Raw genomic sequence first — 17,640 nt, forward strand, 5'->3', positions numbered from 1 at the left:
TTTTAAATTATGATACAGGTCGGACGGTATAATACCCTGAAAGTTTTAAGAAAAGTCGAATTTGGCGTGTTCCTCGATGACGGAGCTGATGGCATTCTGCTGCCAAAACGTTTTGTGCCACCGGGACTAGAGCCTGGCGATGAAGTAAAAGTGTTTATATACCATGATTCAGAAGACAGGTTGATCGCTACAACCCAGGAGCCTGCTGGAATCGTCGGCGATATCGTTGCGCTGAAAGCAGTTTCCGTGACCAGGCAGGGTGCTTTTCTCGACTGGGGATTAATGAAAGACATTTTCGTGCCTCGTTCCAGGCAGATCTCTGTGATGCGTGTCGGGGGAATGTATATTGTCCGGATCTACGTGGATGAGCAGACCGGGAGGGTTGCAGCAACTGAAAAAATTGAATCGTTTCTCAGTAATGACAACCTTGAGGTAAAGGAAAAGGATCTTGTGGATATTCTTGTTTACAGACGTACTGATATCGGTTATACGGTTATTATTAACGGAAGGCACACCGGTGTGCTGCACTTCAATGAGATTTATCGTAATATCCAGGTGGGCGACAGGGCTAAGGGATTTATTAAAACCATCAGGCCGGAAAATAAGATTGATGTCGTTTTGGGCGAACCCGGGTACAATCGTGTCGGTTCTGAAGCTGATAAGATCCTTGGCCTCCTCAATACACAGGGAGGCTTCCTGCCTTACCACGATAAATCAGACCCGGAAGACATATATGATTATTTCGGGATGAGTAAGAAAACCTTCAAAATGGCAATAGGAAACCTGTTCCGGCAAAAGGTTATCGAAATAACCGATCACGGGATCAGGCTTATTAAATAAAACCGATATATACGGAATATTAGTCTTTATGTTTGTGTTTGTGCTTCTTCTGCTGCCCCGGCGCGTATGGTTTTGCAGATTTGGAACCATAAACTTTTTTAGCCTGGCCGGGAGGAAGAGGCTTCGAATGATGGTGGTGATGATCTCGGATTACGACCGTTTTACGGGTGCATGCAGTGAATGCAATTGAAGCAATGGCAATTGTTGCCAGCACGGTTCGGATAGTCATAGGGTATTTTTTATCTGCCAATATTAGCAAAATCCGTGCAAAAGTCTAAACCTTATCGATAAATCCTTTCCAGGGCGGCATGATATTTTTCCATGATTACCTTTCTTTTCAGGCTGAGCTTAGGGGTAAGTTCGCCCGAATCGATGGTCCAGTCGGCTGGAAGAAGTTCAAACCTTTTGATTTGTTCAACGTGATTAAAGTACTTGTTGAAGCTTTCAACGAGGTCTTTATACATCTCTATCACCTTAGGATGAGCTATCAGTTCTTCATTTGTTGTATAAACTATTCCGCGGGACTTTGCCCAGTCTTTCAGATTTGGATACGATGGAACAATCAGTGCACCAACGAATTTTTTTTCTGCTCCTACAACGATCAGCTGTTCGATATATAAGGATTCCTTCAGCTTATTTTCAATCGGCAGTGGGGCAACATATTTGCCGCCGCTTGTTTTAAACATTTCCTTTTTACGATCCGTAATCTTGAGGAATTTGCCTTGTTCCAACAAGCCAATATCGCCTGTACTGAACCAGCCATCCCTGATCACGTCTGCAGTCAGGTCAGGCCGCTTATAATATCCCATCATGATGTTAGGCCCTTTGGAAAGGATTTCTCCGTCCTCCGCAATCTTTACTTCTATGCCGTCGATCAGCGGACCCACTGATCCGAACTTCCGTCCTTTTTCCGGATACCGGTTTACAGAAATGACTGGTGATGTTTCCGTCAGCCCGTAACCTTCAAGAATTGGAATGCCAGCGGCCGTAAATATGCGGATCAGCTTTACCTGGCAGGCCGCACCGCCACTCACTATCGCCCTTATGTTTCCACCTAATCCTTCCCTCCATTTGCTGAAAACAATTTTGTTTGCGAGCGATAATTGTAAATTATACCAGGCCCCCTTGTTGGCGTTAATTTCGAATTTGTCTGCGAGTGAATGGGCCCAGAAAAATAACTTCCGCTTTACACCCGTCAATTCCATACCCTTAAGCATGATCTTTTCATAAACTTTCTCAAGTAACCTGGGAACAGTTGTAAAAAGTGTGGGCTTTACTTCCTTGAGATTATCACCAATTGTTTCCAGGCTTTCAGCGTAATAGATCGAAGTCCCGGAATACAAATAGATATAAGTGACCATTCGTTCGAAAATGTGATTCAGGGGCAAAAAGCTCAATGCCCGCTGGCCTTTGACTCCAATGTCATTGAATGCACTTTCAATACTGCTCATGACATTGCTGAGAATATTCTCATGTGAGAGCATCACCCCTTTGGGCGTACCGGTTGTTCCCGAAGTATAAATAATTGTAGCGAGATCCTTATATCCGATTTTTTCTGCGATCTGGCTTATCCGGTTCAGGTGTTCCTGCGATGCTGTTCTTATCAGGTCTCTCCAATGCGATGCATCCGGAACACTTTCAAATGTAAAGATATATTTCAGGCTTGGAACCCTGGGTTGAATACTCAATACCTTATGATAAAGATCCTCATCGTTAACGAATACCATTTTTACCTGGGCATCATTAAATACGAACTCAAGTTCCTTTAAATTGATAGTTGGATAAACTGGTGTAAGAATTGCACCGATCTGCTGAACGGCCAGGTCCACTATTATCCATTCAGGCCGGTTCTTTGAAAGTATGGCGACCTTGTCCCTTCCCTCCGGCGTAAGATCTGTTCCGCCGCCGATACCTAAACCCAGCAGACCCGCACTGAGCTGGTTCACGGTTTCCGACACCTCTAAAGTGCTGAATGTCCTCCATTTCCCGTTTTCCTTTCCGGCAAGCATATCGGAAAGAGGATTGTGTGCGAGATTGAACTGAAGGCAATCAAATAATCTTCTGGGTTGATCCATAGTGCAATCGTAAGGATTATTGTTAAGCCTTTCAAATATAAGTAGTGGCGGACAATAAAAAAACCGGCAGTCTGACTGCCGGTTTATATCAAACGCAAAACCTCACTAAAAAAGCGACTTACAATTTGTTGGCTGTAATATTAAGCTTGATGTTAACTTCCGGGCGGATGAATTTATCGCCAAGGCTTTTGTCGTTACCATAATAGAGACCCCACAGAGTACGGTCTATGTTGAAGTTGGCCTGTGCCTGAACATTGTTGTCTGCAATGGTCAGTTTAGCCGGAAAACTGATGTTTTTTGTGCTGTCTTTCAGGGTAAGGTTACCACTGATCGTGTGTGTTGCGCTGCTGTCATTTGCGAGCGGCGCCACAGAAGTGATCTCGAATTTCGCAGTTGGAAATTTATCGGTGTCCAGGAAATCTGCACTTTTCAAATGCCCTTCCAGTTTTTCCTTTCCTTCACCTGCTTTAAGGTCAAGGTCTGTCAGACTGGCTGTGTTGATGACAAAGCTTCCAGCTGAAATCGATCCGTTTTCCACAGAAAAGTTACCTTCGGAAATCTTGAAAAGACCATTATGCTGGCCTACCGGTTTTGAACCCAGCCATTCCACAGAACTTCCTGTGGTGTCAATGTTGAACGCAGTTCCGCCGGTTGCTGCCGCTTCTTGTTGTTCTCCTGTTACCGCCTGGTCCGCTTCAGGTGCATTGTTACATCCTACAATTGTCAGTGCTGAAAGCGCAGCGCCCAGAAAGATTGCTTTTTTCATGGTGATTTGTGTTAATAATTTCGATTTGTGTACCACAAAGATAAAGGAAAATCAAATAATAGTGTTTAAACATTGATTAAGGAAATGCTAATGTTCCCAAAATTAATCGTATTTCCTTGAAAGTCAGATGAATGAAAGGATGGATCAGTTGAACCGATATTGTTGGCTGCCCGGCATTTTATAGACACGACCTTTTTGAAACTGAATAAAAGAGTCGTACGACTTATGATTTTGCTGGGTCCAGGCCTGGAACGCCGGCAAATCCTGGGCTGCACCGAAGATCCACTGGTTATATGCTTCAAAAAAGCCTTCGCGCAACAATTGCCGTTGATATTCAAACAACCTGAACGGATAACGTGGGGGATCTTTCTGGTACCAGTCAATTACAAATTTTGACCTGAGCATGGTTAGGCTTGCCGTGGTTACCCCGCCACTGACTGTGGACGCATGTTTATTTAAAAGGTTGGCGAATTCAACTTCAAACCCGTTCCCTTTGTCGGGTGCTTTAAGCCCGTTCATATTGGTGAAATATTTCTTGTAGGCGTCGAGGAGAAGTTGTTTTATTTCCGGTGTACGCCTGCTGTAACTTTCCAGGTTGACAAATATCTCTCCATAGATCAGTGCCCAGATTTTGTCTGTGCTGACATAATAATACCTGGCTGCATTGTAATAGTTACCTGAATAATTCGGATCGGCGCTAATACCTTTTTCCCACAGTTCAATAGCTTCTTCCAGCTTTTTCCTGTTCCATTGTAATTCGCCATAGTCGTTGAACAGGACGCCGCTGTTTGGGAAAAGTTTTATTCCGGCTTTATATAGTTTTTCGCATTCCTTTAGTTCCTCTATTGCTTTATACGTCATTCCCAGCAGCTGGAAGCTGCGTACATCCGGGTTCGGCTTTTCAGTGAGCGCTTTTCCAAGCTCCACGGCTTTGCCAAAATCCCGCCCGAGATAGTAATTGAAGAGCAGGTCATTTTTTAACTCTATGTTGCCCGGCTCTTTTTCCAGGGCGCGGGTCAGCACCAGCGTAGCATTTGAATAATCACCGGACTGCATGTATTCGCGGGCATGTTGCCGCAGGGCATTGACATCTTCTTCCTGCGCATAGCCATTTGTAGTTGCGAACAGGATACCTCCCGTAAGCAACAGCATAATATTGCGGTAACTAATCTTCATGCCATCTCGAATTATTATGAATAGATTAAATGGGTCAATAGTCCATCCCTCAGCTTTGGTTCAAACCACGTGCTTTTGGGAGGCATTACATTCCCGCTGTCTGCAATATCAAACAATTGCTGGATACTGACAGGGTGCAGGCTGAAAGCTACGGCCATTTCGCCACTGTTAACGCGGCCCTCAAGTTCTCCCAATCCCCTGATCCCTCCAACGAAATCAATCCTTTTGTCTGTACGCTGGTCTTTGATTCCCAGCAGTTTGTCCAGCACCAGTTCGGATAATATAGTAACATCAAGAACACCGATCGGGTCGGTTTTGTATGTTCCTTCCTTTGCCGTTAGCTTGAACCATTGGCCGCCCAGGTACATTCCAAATTCATGCAGCCTTGTCGGGGAAAAAGCCGCGGGCATCCTCTCCACTTCAAAATCATCATATAATGCGCGAAGGAAGTCAGCCTCGGTCAGTCCGTTCAGGTCTTTTATCACCCGGTTGTAATCCATGATATGCAACTGGTCTGCGGGGAAGAGCGTCGTCAGGAAGTAGTTCGCATTTTCACTATGCCCTTTTTCAAGAGACTTGCGGACTTTCGCTGCTGAAGCGGCCCTGTGGTGTCCATCGGCGATATAAGTATTGGGTACTTTATTCCGGAACAACTCGCTGATGAGGTTAATCGTCTTATCCTCATTTACCACCCACACCCGGTGGGAGATATTATCCTGGGCCGTAAAATCATATGCGGGCTTGTTTTGCTTCCAGTTTTCAATAATGTCGTTAATTTCCTGGACATCCCGATAAGCCAGGAAAACATTGCCCGTTTGTGCGCCTGTAGTCCGGATATGGTTGATGCGGTCCTGCTCCTTCTCCGGTCGTGTGAACTCATGTTTCCTGATAATATCATTTTCGTAGTCATCTACGGATGATACTGCAACCAGGCCCGTTTGTTCCCTGCCGTTCATCACCAGTTCGTATATGTAATAGCAGGGTTTGTCTTCACGCAGCAACAACCCGTCAGTAATAAATTTTTCCAGGTTCGTTTTTGCCATTTCATAAACTTCAGCGCTGTGAATGTCACTGATCCCCGGAAGGTCAATTTCCGATTTCGTAACATGAAGGAAACTACTCCCGTTACCCTTCGCCTGAACTGCGGCTTCAGATGAATTCAGTACATCGTAGGGTGGGGAAGCGACAGCAGCCGCGAAGGATGTGTGTGGACGTAAAGCTTTGAATGGTTGTATAGTTGCCATATTAATTCGATCTGTTGTTAACCGTTTTTGTTTGCAAAATCTTTCATAAGGTCAGTGACCGCCTCAACACTTTCATAGGGCAGGGCATTGTACATGCTGATCCGGAATCCACCAACCGAACGATGACCTTTAACTCCGTACATGCCATTTGCTTTACAAGTAGCCAGAAACGCTTTCTCCAGGTCAGCGTCAGCCATAGTAAACACGGCGTTCATCAGGCTACGGTCTTCTTTGGCGACCGTTGGTGTGAACAAAGGAAGCTGATCCAAAGTGTCGTAAAGCAGGGCTGCTTTCTTTTCATTTAATTTCTGAATTGCCTTTACCCCACCAATTTTCTTTAACCAGCGAAGTGTCAGCATACAAACGTACACCGCAAACACTGGCGGTGTGTTCAGCATTGAGCCATTCTTGATATGCTCACGGTAATCCATCATTGCCGGAAGTTTCCGGGAAACTTTTCCCAGGATTTCCTGATCAGTTATCACCACGTTTACTCCCGCTGCACCAATATTTTTTTGGGCTCCGGCATAAATAAGTGCAAAGCGGTTGAAGTCCATGTCCGTACTAAGGATATCGGAACTCATGTCCGCAACAAGCGGAATGTCGGTTTCAGGAATAGCATGCATCTGCGACCCTTCAACCGTATTGTTAGTTGTATAATGAAAGTAACTGGCCTTATCAGGTATGGAATACCCTTTAGGGATATACGAATAGTTGCGATCTTTCGAACTCGCCACTACTTCGACATTACCATAAAGCTTTGCCTCCTTGATGGCCTTTGTTCCCCAAACGCCACAGTCAAGGTACGCCGCGCCCGACTTTTCATCGAGCAGATTCATGGGAACCTGGAAAAATTGTGTGGAGGCACCGCCATGTAAAAAAAGTACTTCTTTACCCGCGTTAAGATTCATCAGTTCCCTGGTAAGAGACTGCGCTTCGTCCATAACGGACTGGAAAGCATCTGTACGGTGACCGATCTCCAGGATGGAAAGGCCCATATTGTTGAAGTTGAGAATAGCTTCACTTGCTTCCTGAAAAACCTCTTTCGGCAGGATGGATGGTCCTGCATTAAAATTATGTACCACGTGCTTTCCTTTTGGTAAGGCTGCAATTTCCTGAAAAAATGTGAAACGAAGACAGCGTTAATCGCAGGAGCGTGATTTAACTGCCCGATTTAGCCACAACCGGGCCAAGCTGTCCACCACCAATACCTGTTCAGGTGGGAGCTTTTCATTCAATGCCGACAAGTTTGGCTGACCTGCATTGATCCATGCGGTATACCAGCAACTGGCGGTTATGTGAATGGCCTGCCTGAGCCGACGTTCAACCATTCCATTTAGCCGCCTGTCGTAGCTGAGGCTGTACACTCCGGAATATTGCCTGATCAACTGGCGATTCCGCCATTCATAGGCATATTTCAGATCTGGAGCCGTGTTAACTGACAGGCTTGCTTCGATAGTTAGCACTGAATCGACGGCGGCGGCACTTTCCATCACTACCTTCCAGATCATTTCCGCGGGGTTGTGGACGTATACAGCCTTGTCAATGAAGAAATCCCATTCCTTTTCTGCGAGCAGTTCAGGAAGCCTGCTCTCCCAGAATGCATGGATGCCATGCTGGTTCGACAATTGGCCGTTGTGGTTCGAACTTGTATGCAATGGAACATGTGCGTCACCGATATAATGTCCAAGGTCAGCAGATAATCTCAAGATAGATGACCCATCATGTTTTCTGAATGCACCGGTCAGTGAACTCATCATTTCCAGGATTCGCCAGGGCAGAATGCCATGTTGGATCAGCGTGTCCTTTCCATATTTGTTTACCGCTTCAGTCCATTTTCGTGGAAGATCCGGAAAAGGATAGTCTCCATACCTGTCAAGGTCAATATAATGTCTCGGCGCTTCCGCCTTCAGAATATAGCGACGTTTATCTGCATCCGTAGCATGATCACGCAGGTAACCTATCTGCTTCCTGTACAGTACCAGCATTTCCGGCGGTAAAAGATAAACTGCATTTTCATTTATTAACCTGTGGGCGTAAAAACCCCAGCAATACAATTGAAGCGCCGGCAACATCAGCACCAGCGTCAAACCCCATTTCATCATGATATATTTCGCACTTACCTGTGCACCACCTCCTCCTGTTCCTGTATGGGTTCCGGCTCTGCAACCCCGCCTGAAATCACATACTTCATGGCATCTGCTGCCTTGATATTGTCGAGGGTACGCACCTTGCTTCTTGGTACGATAAAGGTCTGTCCCGCGAACGAGTATGACAACGGTACATATACCGTAATGTAATCTTTAAATCCAAACTCACTGGCATCCTCATCCGTAATAAATCCGATCTGGAATACATCTTCCTGGTATACGGATACCACTACTGCTTTGTTGAACTTTCGCTTGTTGCCCGCGAATGCTTCAAAGAAGTCTTTGATCGAACTGTAAATGAATTTCACGCCTGGTGCCCTTTCCAGCCAATGGTCAAACAAGCTGAACACCCTGCTGGTTATGAAATTGGAACTCAGGTAGCCTATTACGACAAGTGTCACAATGATCACCACAAAGCCAAGCCCATAGTTCCGTGTCATGATCTTACCGGAAGGATCCCTGACCTGCAGTATCGGAACCAGGTTGTCAATTGAGCTGACAAACCAATAAATGAGATATGCAGTGATCGCAACTGGTGCCGTCACAAGAACCCCCTGCAAAAAATACTGGAAGATTTTTTTCCACCGCCAGCCATCGGTTCTTACCGGTTGAATGTCCATAATAGTGTTTCAGTTGCAAACCTACTAAAATGAGAGGCTTGTCAGCAAGGGTTATTTAGCGGTAATTGGAATGGCCTCATTCCTGTTTAAACATCAGTAAGGGTGTGCGGTTTATTTTCCTTAAATGGTAAAATATCTTGATGGAAACTTTTGTTACATAAATAGTTTCCATAGTTTTGCCCTTCCATTATGACTGAAATTGACAATAGGGAGAGGATACTGGCGCGGGCAAAAGACCTGTTTATGCAGTATGGTATCAGGAGTGTGAGTATGGATGACATCGCCAGCGAAATAGGCATCAGCAAAAAAACTATTTACCAATATTTTGCGGATAAGGAAGAGCTCGTCAGCGCGGTCATCCTGTTCAAGATCGGGGAATCCAAAACCCGTTGTGACCTTGACAGGCAGCAGTCCATCAATGCAATAGATGAAATGTTCAGGGCCATGGAAATGGCGGAACAAATGTTCAGGACTATGAACCCGTCCGTAATCCCTGATCTCAGGAAATATCACCCGGTCGCCTATACGCATTTCGAAAAACACAAGAATGATTATCTATATAATGTCATCCGTACAAACCTGGTAAAGGGGATCGGGGAAGAGTTGTATCGGCCCGAGCTTAACGTTGAGATCATTGCAAGATTGAGACTCGACAGCATGCTGATGCCCTTCGATCAGTCGTTCCTGGTTCGGCAGAAGGCCACGCTCGCCGATGTGGAACAACAGGTTATCGAGCACTACCTGTTCGGAATCGTGACACTGAAAGGTTATAAGCTCGTGCTGAAATATCAACAAAAAAGAAAAAAGATTTAAATCGGCTCAACATGAAAATGAATAAACACTGGATATGGTTACTGGCAACTATCTGCCTCGTATCCACAGCCCGCTCACAGGTAGAAAAGCAGGTTCATGCCATGAGTGCGCGTGAAGCAGTTGAGTATGCACGTAAGAACAGTTTTGAAGTCAAGAAAGCCCTGGAAGACATCCGCATACAGCACCAGGTGAACCGCGAGGTTACCTCAAATGCTTTACCGCAGCTGAATGGCTCCGCTGCAGTTAACTATTCTCCACGCGTGGCGGTACAAAGCTTTCCGAACTTCATAGCAGCCGGAACATATGGCGTGCTGGAACAGGAAGGCGTTCGTGATGCAAATGGTAACCCGATAAAAGCACCGGATGACTTCGGCATCATTGCCGCACAGTTTGGGACTAAGTGGAATGCCAACGCAGGTCTTTCACTGCAACAGATCCTGTTCGACGGACAGGTATTCGTTGGTCTCCAGGCCCGTGACGCAGCCATGAACTTCGCCCGTAAAAACGCGGAAATAACAGAAGAGAATATAGCTGTTAATATCTACAAGGTCTATTACCAGCTGCTGATCGCGCAATACCAGATCAATCTTTACCATGACAATATCCTGAGGTTTGAAAAGCTTCATCACGATACCCGTGAAATCTATAAAAATGGATTCGCCGAAAAACTCGATGTGGACAAGGTAAGTGTTACGCTGACCAACCTCCGTACTGATAGCCTCAAACTTAAAACCCAGATGAATAATGGCTTTCTGGGTTTGAAGGTATTACTTGGCATGCCACTCGCAGACAGTGTAATTCTGACTGAAAAGCTTACAGAAGAGATGGTGAAGTCGGAGATCCTTGATACTGCATACAACTACGGCGACAGGCGTGAATTCCAGTTGCTGGAGATTGGGAAGCAATTGAATGAATTCAACGTAAAGCGATATAAATACAGCTACCTGCCGACACTATCTGCTTTCGGGCAACTTAATTCCATGGCAATGCGTGACCAGTTCAACCTGTTCAGGGATAAGTGGTATTCCAGCAGTCTTATAGGTGTGCAGCTTAACGTTCCCATCTTCGATGGGTTTAAAAGAAATTCTCAGATTGAACAGGCAAAATCTGCAGTGAAGAAATCAAATTATGACATGGAACTCCTGAAGCTGAGCATTGACAGGGATGTGGCTTCTTCGCGAAACCGTTTCCGTGATGCGATTATTGCAGTATCGGCGCAGCGCGAAAACATGAAACTTGCAGAAGACGTATTTGACCAGACGAAGAAAAAGTATGACCAGGGACTTGGTACCAATACCGAAATCAATACAGCACAGACGGAGTTGAGAACGGCACAGACAAATTTTTTCTCCGCTCTTTATGACGCCGCCATTGCTAAAGTGGATTATATGAAAGCAGTCGGCAAGATATTCTAAACAAATCCTGAAAATTATAAATAGCATTTTATGCAAACGATCATTAACCGTGTAGCCGCAGGCACCTTAATCCTCCTGGCATTTGCCTGTGGCTCCGGTAGCGCAAAAAGCGAACTGGACAAGAAAAAGGAAGAACTGGAAAAAGTCAAATCACAACAAGCCAACCTGACCGAAAAGCAGGCAGCGCTGGAAAAGGAAATTCTTGCCTTGGACCCGTCAGCTGTTCCTGCGGAGAAGCCAAAGCTTGTTTCCCTTTCGAAGCTTTCCACTTCGCCTTTCAGTCACTTCATAGATCTACAGGGTAAAATTGATGCGGAGAATATTTCCTTTGTAACACCTAGAGGAATAGGAGGGCAGGTAAAATCTATATATGTCAAAACCGGTGATGCAGTACAGAAAGGTCAGCTTTTGCTGAAGCTTGAAGATGCGGTTATCCGGCAGCAGATAGTTACAGCTAAAACCCAGCTTGAATTTGCAAAAAACCTTCACCAGCGTCAAAAAAACCTGTGGGACCAGAACATCGGTACCGAGGTGCAGCTGATAACAGCCAAGAATAATGTTGACCAGGCCGAACGCCAGATCATTATACTTAATGAGCAGCTGGCCATGACAAATGTATATGCAGAGATCAGCGGTGTTGCTGATGAAGTGAACATTAAAGTTGGTGAGACTTTTACCGGTGCTCCGACAAGCGGCATCCGTATAGTAAATACGAGCAACCTGAAAGTTGTGGCGCAGGTACCGGAGAATTACATCGACAGGGTAAAAGTTGGAAGTGCTGTGGTGGTTACCCTGCCTGATATCGCTAAGACCATTACAACAAAAATAACGGTATCCGGAAAGCTGATCGACCCGAACAGCCGTTCCTTTTACATCGAGGCAAAGATGCCGGCAGACAAAAGCTTCCGACCCAACCAGATTGCCAACGTACGGATCCAGGACTATACTGCGAAGGAGGCAATCTCGATTCCCATGAATACACTGCAGAATGATGAGAAAGGAAAATTTGTGCTGGTTGCAACCACGGAAGATGGAAAGCTTAAGGCACGGAAGCGAGTGGTGAAAGTGGGAGAACTTTATGCTGATAAACTTGAGATCCTCGATGGCCTCCAGGCCGGTGACACACTGATCACAGACGGTTTCCAGGGAGTATATGATGGCCAGCTTATCAGTACACAACAGTAAGAGACCTCAAACCAACAGAGTCCTCAACTATTAATCAACTTTATGAGTGCACTAGAAAATATTAAAGATAAATTCAAGCACTTTGGGCCGACAACCTGGAGCATACGCAACAAAACGTCTATCTACCTGATGATGATATTCGTGAGTCTTGCCGGTGTATTCCAGTTTGTGACTCTGCCAAAGGAGCAGTTCCCGGATATCGTCATTCCAACTATTTATGTTCAGACTGTATACGTTGGAAACTCGCCGAAAGACATCGAAAACCTGGTAACGCGGCCGATCGAAAAAGAGATCAAGAGCATTACGGGAGCAAAGATCAATAAGGCTACAAGTACTTCACAACAGGACTTCAGCGCCATCATCATAGAGTTTGATACAGATGTCAAAACCGATATTGCACTACAGAAAGTGAAAGATGCGGTTGATAAGGCGAAGAAGGACCTTCCTACCGACCTTACTGAAGAACCTACTGTTCTCGAAGTGAGTTTTTCCGAGCAGCCGATCATGTATGTGAACGTAAGTGGGGACTACGACCTTGTGCGGCTTAAGGAATATGCGGATGATATCCAGGACAGGCTGGAGGAACTCTCCCAGATCAACCGGGTTGACCTGGTAGGAGCTCCGGAGAGGGAATTCCAGATCAATGTTGACAACGCGCGCATGCAGGCATCAAATATCACGTTTGATGATATCGCCAATGCGGTTGCCCGTGAGAACCTTGATATCTCCGGCGGTTTGCTTGAAGTCGGAAACATGAAGCGCAACCTGCAGCTGAAAGGACAATTCAAAACAAGCTTCGATATCGAAAGGGTGATCGTGCGTAACACAAGCGGTGCCCCGATTTATCTGAAGGACATTGCCGTTATAAAAGATACTGTGAAGGAAAAGGAAAGTTATGCTCGACTGAATGGCAAGAATGTGATCACCCTGAATATAATAAAGCGGGCCGGCGAAAACCTTATTGAAACATCAGACGACGTGAAACGGGTTGTGGATGAAATGAAGGCCACCCAGTTTCCCAAGGACCTTGGACTGGTGATTACAGGCGACCAGAGCAAGGCGACACGGGTTTCTTTCAACGACCTCGTAAACTCCATTGTAATCGGGTTCATCCTGGTTTTGATCATCCTGATGTTCTTCATGGGCGTGTTGAACGCGTTCTTTGTCGCGCTAAGTGTTCCGCTTAGTATGTTTGTGGCATTCCTCTTCCTCCCTGCTGCTGATTTAATTGTGGGAACACATGTGACGCTCAACTTTATCGTGTTGTTTGCTTTGCTGTTCGGATTGGGTATCATAGTTGACGATGCCATCGTGGTTATTGAAAATACCCACCGCATCTTCTCACAGGCGAAAGGAAAATTGAATGCGGAAAGATCTGCTATGATGGCCGCAGGAGAAGTGTTTGTGCCGGTACTTGCTGGTACGCTTACTACACTTGCTCCGTTCGTGCCGCTGCTGTTCTGGCCTGGGATCATTGGTAAGTTCATGGTCTACCTGCCCACCATGCTGATATTTACCCTTACCGCTTCATTGGTGGTGGCATTTATCATGAACCCCGTTTTTGCCGTTGACTTCATGGTGCATGATGAAAAAGAAGAAGCAAAATCCGCAATCTTCAAAAAGAAAGGGTTCTGGATAGCAACCGGGCTTGGCCTTATTCTTGTCCTAAGCGGTTTTACCAGCCCGTCAGAAGCTGCAGGTACAACAAACTGGAATTTCTTCTGGGGTAACCTTTTGCTGTTCTTTGTAATTCTCGCGGTGTTCAACACTTATGTGCTGTCAGATCTCATTCATGGCTTCCAGAACAAAGCGCTTCCCTGGATCATGTCACACTATGAATCCATGCTTCGTTGGGCACTCAAAGGCTGGCGACCTGTTTACCTGCTCGTTGCTACATTTGGGTTACTGATATTTTCTTTCGTTCTTTTCGGCATCAGGAAGGTTCCGGTGGTGTTCTTTCCCACAGGCGATCCCAACTTTGTATTTGTTTACCTGAAACTCCCTGTCGGAACCGCTGTATCCTATACAGATTCCGTGACACAGGTGTTGGAAAAGCGGGTGTACAAGGTGCTTGGGATGGAAAACGGAAAACAGAATCCTATTGTTGAATCCGTGATTTCCAACGTTGCCGTTGGTGCCGGTGATCCAATGAGCGGCGACCGGAGTACGAGGCCGGAACTTGGCCGCGTACAGGTGTCTTTTGTCGAATTCGAAAAACGCCATAGCGTTTCTACCAAGCCTTACCTCGATTCTATCCGGGCCGTAGTTAAAGGCATACCTGGCGCAGAATTAAGTGTTGACCAGGAACAGGGCGGTCCACCAACAGAGCCACCCGTGAACATTGAGATTGCCAGCGAAGACTTTGACAATCTCATTAAAACCGCAGTGGGACTCAAAAACTATCTTGATTCCATCCAGGTGGCCGGAGTTGAAGAACTGAAAATGGACGTTGACCTCAATAATCCCGAAATTTCACTCAAGCTTAATCGTGAGCGGGCACTGATCGAAGGAGTCTCTTCTGCCCAGGTGGGAATGGAGATCAGGACGGCATTGTTCGGAAGGGAAATTTCTAAGGTGAAGGATGGTGAAGATGAATATAAGATCCAATTGAGAAATGATGAGATTCAAAGAAAGAACCTTGTCGACCTGCTGAACATGAATATAGTTTTCCGCGATTTTGCCAGTGGTGGCCAGATAAAACGGATCCCCATCAGCTCGCTGGTAGATGTTGATTATACCAGCACGCTGGGAAGCGTAAAAAGGAAAGACCACAAACGGGTGATAACCCTGCGTTCAAATGTGTTGAGTGGTTACACTCCGACGGAGGTGAACCAGCGTATCGCACAGCATATCGGAAAATTCCACCTTATGGATGAAGGTGTAACCATCAGGCAGACCGGCGAAGGAGAGCAGCAGGCGGAAACTGGAGCATTCCTGGCTAAAGCACTCGTGATCGCGCTTATGCTTATCCTGTTCATTCTCGTGCTTCAGTTTAACTCAGTAAGCAAGCCGGTAATTATTCTTACGGAGATTGTATTCAGTGTTATTGGTGTATTGCTTGGATTCGCAATAACGCGGATGGAAGTGAGTATAGTAATGACTGGTATCGGGATCGTGGGGCTGGCAGGTATTGTAGTGAAGAATGGTATCCTTGTGATTGAATTCGCCGACGAGCTGCGTGCCCGGGGCATGAAGACCAGGGAAGCGCTTATCCAGGCGGGTAAGACAAGGATAATTCCCGTCCTTCTTACGGCACTCGCTGCAATCCTCGCATTGATACCGCTGGCGGTTGGCTTCAATATCAATTTCATTTCCCTGTTTTCTGAGCTGGATCCACACATCTTCTTCGGCGGTGATAACGCGGTATTCTGGAAGCCATTGTCGTGGACCATCATCTTCGGTTTGGCCTTCGCCTTTTTCATGACACTGGTAATTGTACCGGCGATGTACCTGATCGCAGAAAGACTCAGGCGACCAATGCGCAGGCAGTTTGGTGGCAAGTGGGTCAGCATGGCAGGAATTCCGCCAATTACTCCACTTTTCCTGGTGATGTCACTCTATACAATGGTGCAACAAAGAATTGCAGTGGCAAGGAGAAGAAGAAAAGTAAAAGGCGATCCGGAAAATCCGGCATACCAGGCATTTGTTGGCAGCTGGTTCTGATGATTTAAATTAGCAGCTTAATTAAAATATTACATGAGAACAAATCACGAAATAGATTATCGCATTTACGGTGAAGAAATGCAGTATGTGGAGGTTGAACTGGACCCTGAAGAAACAGCCATTGCTGAAAGCGGAAGTTTTATGATGATGGATGAGGGGGTTCAGATGGCAACTATTTTCGGTGATGGCTCAAGGCAACAGACAGGCGGTTTCCTCGGCAAGCTGGTTAGTGCGGGTAAGCGCGTTCTAACGGGTGAAAGTTTGTTTATGACAACTTTTACCAACGTTACACATGGCAAAAAGAAAGTGAGTTTCGCTTCTCCTTATCCGGGTAAAATTATTGCGCTTGATCTCCTTCAATTGGGTGGTCGGATCATTTGTCAGAAGGATGCATTTCTTTGTGCAGCCAAAGGTGTAAGTGTTGGCATCGCCCTGCAGCGCCGCCTCGGCACAGGGATCTTCGGCGGTGAAGGATTTATCATGCAGAAGCTGGAAGGCGATGGAATGGCTTTTGTTCATGCCGGTGGTCACGTATTTGAAAGGGAATTACAACCAGGCGAAATACTAAAGCTCGACACTGGATGTGTAGTTGCCTACACGCAGACCATAGATTTTGATATCCAGTTTGTAGGCGGTATCCGTAATACCATTTTTGGGGGTGAGGGTTTGTTCTTTGCAACTCTCCGCGGGCCGGGTAAAGTATGGATCCAGACCCTTCCCATCAGCCGTCTTGCCAGCAGGATCATGCAGTATGGCACGACAAATCGTAAGGAGGAGGGTGGTATCCTGGGCGGACTCGGAAATATGCTTGATGGTGATGGCTGGTAATAGTTTGCCTCGCGAATATTTTTAACGTGCAAACGAAAACAGTTTGTCACGGATGATTTCAAAACGCGTCCATGGGATAAAATGATTTCCCTCCATCCAAAGTGTATCGAGGTGGGATGTTCCGGTTAACCGCGACAATCCAAAAGCAACATTGGATGGAGGGACCCATGTATCTTCCCGGCCATGGATAAAATATACGGGGCAATGAATTCCCGGAAGACGCGGCGTAAGTTCCTTCAGATCGTTCTTCAGGTACCATAACTCAACGTTCGAAGGTCGCATTGCGCCCGGTACCAGAATATTGAGTGGTGTTTTGAAAAGGATCGGTCTCCACCTTTCGGGCTTTTCCGCTTTGGGATCGATACTCCCCGAAATTAGCACAAGGCCTGTCGACAGTCCCGGATTGTCCAGTTCCAATTGCAACAGCAGTGGCCCTCCCAGTGAATGACCGATCAGCCACATTGGCTTTCCGTTACGTAAAGACCGGATCACCGGAGCCAGAAGTTCCGATTGCTCAGCCAACGGTAAAGCATTTCCATAGTCACTGTACCCAAATCCAGGCCTGTCGAAGCTGATCAGCCTGAAACGGCTGAGGAGTAAGCTGTCTTTCAGGTAAGGTTCGAATGCAGTCCAGCTTCCGGGAGTGCCGTGAATGAATACCAGTGTCGGCAGGTTGTCTTTTCCAGTTTGTACATAATGGATCCGGTGACCCCCTACTAATATTGTAGTTGTAGATAAATGAATACCCTTCTCACGGAAAGCAGCAACCGCTTTTTTGTCAGGCATGCGGAAGGTGAGACAGCCCTGGGCAAAAAAGATCCATATTCCCAATACGGCAACTGATATCAGGAGTGGTTTTTTCATA

The 17,640-nt window shown here is 46.1% G+C and carries 15 protein-coding genes; 6 read left to right on the plus strand and 9 right to left on the minus strand.

Annotation, left to right across the window (positions count from 1 at the left end; all coding sequences use genetic code 11):
* The first annotated feature begins 9 nt into the window (after nt 1-9).
* Nucleotides 10-840, plus strand: a complete 831-nt coding sequence (locus OI18_RS02300; RefSeq protein ID WP_039136793.1) for a CvfB family protein — start codon at nt 10-12, stop codon at nt 838-840.
* 19 nt (nt 841-859) lie between these two features.
* Here OI18_RS02300 and OI18_RS02305 read toward each other — a convergent pair whose 3' ends face one another.
* From OI18_RS02305 to OI18_RS02340, 8 genes are all read right to left on the minus strand, one after another.
* On the minus strand, nt 860-1,069 hold the full coding sequence (locus OI18_RS02305) for a hypothetical protein (protein ID WP_039136795.1): 210 nt from the start codon (nt 1,067-1,069) through the stop codon (nt 860-862).
* A gap of 52 nt (nt 1,070-1,121) precedes the next feature.
* Nucleotides 1,122-2,915, minus strand: a complete 1,794-nt coding sequence (locus OI18_RS02310) for an AMP-dependent synthetase/ligase (protein WP_039136797.1) — start codon at nt 2,913-2,915, stop codon at nt 1,122-1,124.
* A 118-nt stretch (nt 2,916-3,033) separates the two neighbouring features.
* Nucleotides 3,034-3,681 carry a YceI family protein gene (locus OI18_RS02315; RefSeq protein WP_039136799.1) on the minus strand — a complete coding sequence of 216 codons (648 nt, stop codon included), beginning with the start codon at nt 3,679-3,681 and terminating at the stop codon, nt 3,034-3,036.
* A gap of 144 nt (nt 3,682-3,825) precedes the next feature.
* Nucleotides 3,826-4,857, minus strand: a complete 1,032-nt coding sequence (locus OI18_RS02320; RefSeq protein ID WP_052272794.1) for a tetratricopeptide repeat protein — start codon at nt 4,855-4,857, stop codon at nt 3,826-3,828.
* Between the two features lie 14 nt (nt 4,858-4,871).
* On the minus strand, nt 4,872-6,101 hold the full coding sequence (locus tag OI18_RS02325) for a DUF1015 domain-containing protein (RefSeq protein WP_039136801.1): 1,230 nt from the start codon (nt 6,099-6,101) through the stop codon (nt 4,872-4,874).
* Between the two features lie 17 nt (nt 6,102-6,118).
* On the minus strand, nt 6,119-7,186 hold the full coding sequence (gene serC / locus OI18_RS02330) for a 3-phosphoserine/phosphohydroxythreonine transaminase (RefSeq protein ID WP_039136803.1): 1,068 nt from the start codon (nt 7,184-7,186) through the stop codon (nt 6,119-6,121).
* Between the two features lie 57 nt (nt 7,187-7,243).
* Nucleotides 7,244-8,203, minus strand: a complete 960-nt coding sequence (locus tag OI18_RS02335) for a zinc dependent phospholipase C family protein (protein ID WP_052272795.1) — start codon at nt 8,201-8,203, stop codon at nt 7,244-7,246.
* A gap of 17 nt (nt 8,204-8,220) precedes the next feature.
* Complete coding sequence (locus OI18_RS02340) at nt 8,221-8,871, minus strand: DUF502 domain-containing protein (RefSeq protein WP_052272796.1); 651 nt, start codon at nt 8,869-8,871, stop codon at nt 8,221-8,223.
* Nucleotides 8,872-9,060: 189 nt separating this feature from the next.
* Between OI18_RS02340 and OI18_RS02345 the strand changes: the two genes are divergently transcribed.
* From OI18_RS02345 to OI18_RS02365, 5 genes are read left to right on the plus strand one after another with little or no spacing between them, the layout of a single operon-like run.
* Complete coding sequence (locus OI18_RS02345) at nt 9,061-9,684, plus strand: TetR/AcrR family transcriptional regulator (protein ID WP_052272797.1); 624 nt, start codon at nt 9,061-9,063, stop codon at nt 9,682-9,684.
* A gap of 11 nt (nt 9,685-9,695) precedes the next feature.
* A complete protein-coding gene (locus tag OI18_RS02350; protein ID WP_039136805.1) occupies nt 9,696-11,099 on the plus strand; it encodes a TolC family protein in 1,404 nt (467 codons plus the stop codon).
* A gap of 30 nt (nt 11,100-11,129) precedes the next feature.
* Entirely contained in the window at nt 11,130-12,284 is a 1,155-nt protein-coding gene (locus tag OI18_RS02355; protein WP_052272798.1) for an efflux RND transporter periplasmic adaptor subunit, read from the plus strand.
* Nucleotides 12,285-12,326: 42 nt separating this feature from the next.
* Nucleotides 12,327-15,947: an efflux RND transporter permease subunit gene (locus tag OI18_RS02360; protein ID WP_039136807.1), complete on the plus strand. Its 3,621-nt coding sequence runs from the start codon at nt 12,327-12,329 to the stop codon at nt 15,945-15,947.
* A gap of 33 nt (nt 15,948-15,980) precedes the next feature.
* Complete coding sequence (locus OI18_RS02365; RefSeq protein WP_039136810.1) at nt 15,981-16,775, plus strand: TIGR00266 family protein; 795 nt, start codon at nt 15,981-15,983, stop codon at nt 16,773-16,775.
* A 21-nt stretch (nt 16,776-16,796) separates the two neighbouring features.
* On the opposite strand, the gene OI18_RS02370 is transcribed toward OI18_RS02365, so the two are convergent.
* Nucleotides 16,797-17,639: an alpha/beta fold hydrolase gene (locus OI18_RS02370; RefSeq protein ID WP_082037822.1), complete on the minus strand. Its 843-nt coding sequence runs from the start codon at nt 17,637-17,639 to the stop codon at nt 16,797-16,799.
* Nucleotide 17,640: the final 1 nt, after the last annotated feature.

The sequence above is a fragment of the Flavihumibacter solisilvae genome, assembly GCF_000814475.1.
In the GTDB taxonomy this organism is placed as follows: Bacteria; Bacteroidota; Bacteroidia; order Chitinophagales; family Chitinophagaceae; genus Flavihumibacter; species Flavihumibacter solisilvae.

Coding starts and splice junctions, on each gene's coding strand:
- OI18_RS02305 (WP_039136795.1), bottom strand. CDS start 1,069: ATGACTATCCGAACCGTGCTGGCAACAATTGCCATTGCTTCAATTGCA.
- OI18_RS02325 (WP_039136801.1), bottom strand. CDS start 6,101: ATGGCAACTATACAACCATTCAAAGCTTTACGTCCACACACATCCTTC.
- OI18_RS02315 (WP_039136799.1), bottom strand. CDS start 3,681: ATGAAAAAAGCAATCTTTCTGGGCGCTGCGCTTTCAGCACTGACAATT.
- OI18_RS02310 (WP_039136797.1), bottom strand. CDS start 2,915: ATGGATCAACCCAGAAGATTATTTGATTGCCTTCAGTTCAATCTCGCA.
- OI18_RS02355 (WP_052272798.1), top strand. CDS start 11,130: ATGCAAACGATCATTAACCGTGTAGCCGCAGGCACCTTAATCCTCCTG.
- OI18_RS02360 (WP_039136807.1), top strand. CDS start 12,327: ATGAGTGCACTAGAAAATATTAAAGATAAATTCAAGCACTTTGGGCCG.
- OI18_RS02345 (WP_052272797.1), top strand. CDS start 9,061: ATGACTGAAATTGACAATAGGGAGAGGATACTGGCGCGGGCAAAAGAC.
- OI18_RS02365 (WP_039136810.1), top strand. CDS start 15,981: ATGAGAACAAATCACGAAATAGATTATCGCATTTACGGTGAAGAAATG.
- OI18_RS02350 (WP_039136805.1), top strand. CDS start 9,696: ATGAAAATGAATAAACACTGGATATGGTTACTGGCAACTATCTGCCTC.
- OI18_RS02335 (WP_052272795.1), bottom strand. CDS start 8,203: ATGAAATGGGGTTTGACGCTGGTGCTGATGTTGCCGGCGCTTCAATTG.
- OI18_RS02340 (WP_052272796.1), bottom strand. CDS start 8,871: ATGGACATTCAACCGGTAAGAACCGATGGCTGGCGGTGGAAAAAAATC.
- OI18_RS02320 (WP_052272794.1), bottom strand. CDS start 4,857: ATGAAGATTAGTTACCGCAATATTATGCTGTTGCTTACGGGAGGTATC.
- OI18_RS02370 (WP_082037822.1), bottom strand. CDS start 17,639: ATGAAAAAACCACTCCTGATATCAGTTGCCGTATTGGGAATATGGATC.
- OI18_RS02300 (WP_039136793.1), top strand. CDS start 10: ATGATACAGGTCGGACGGTATAATACCCTGAAAGTTTTAAGAAAAGTC.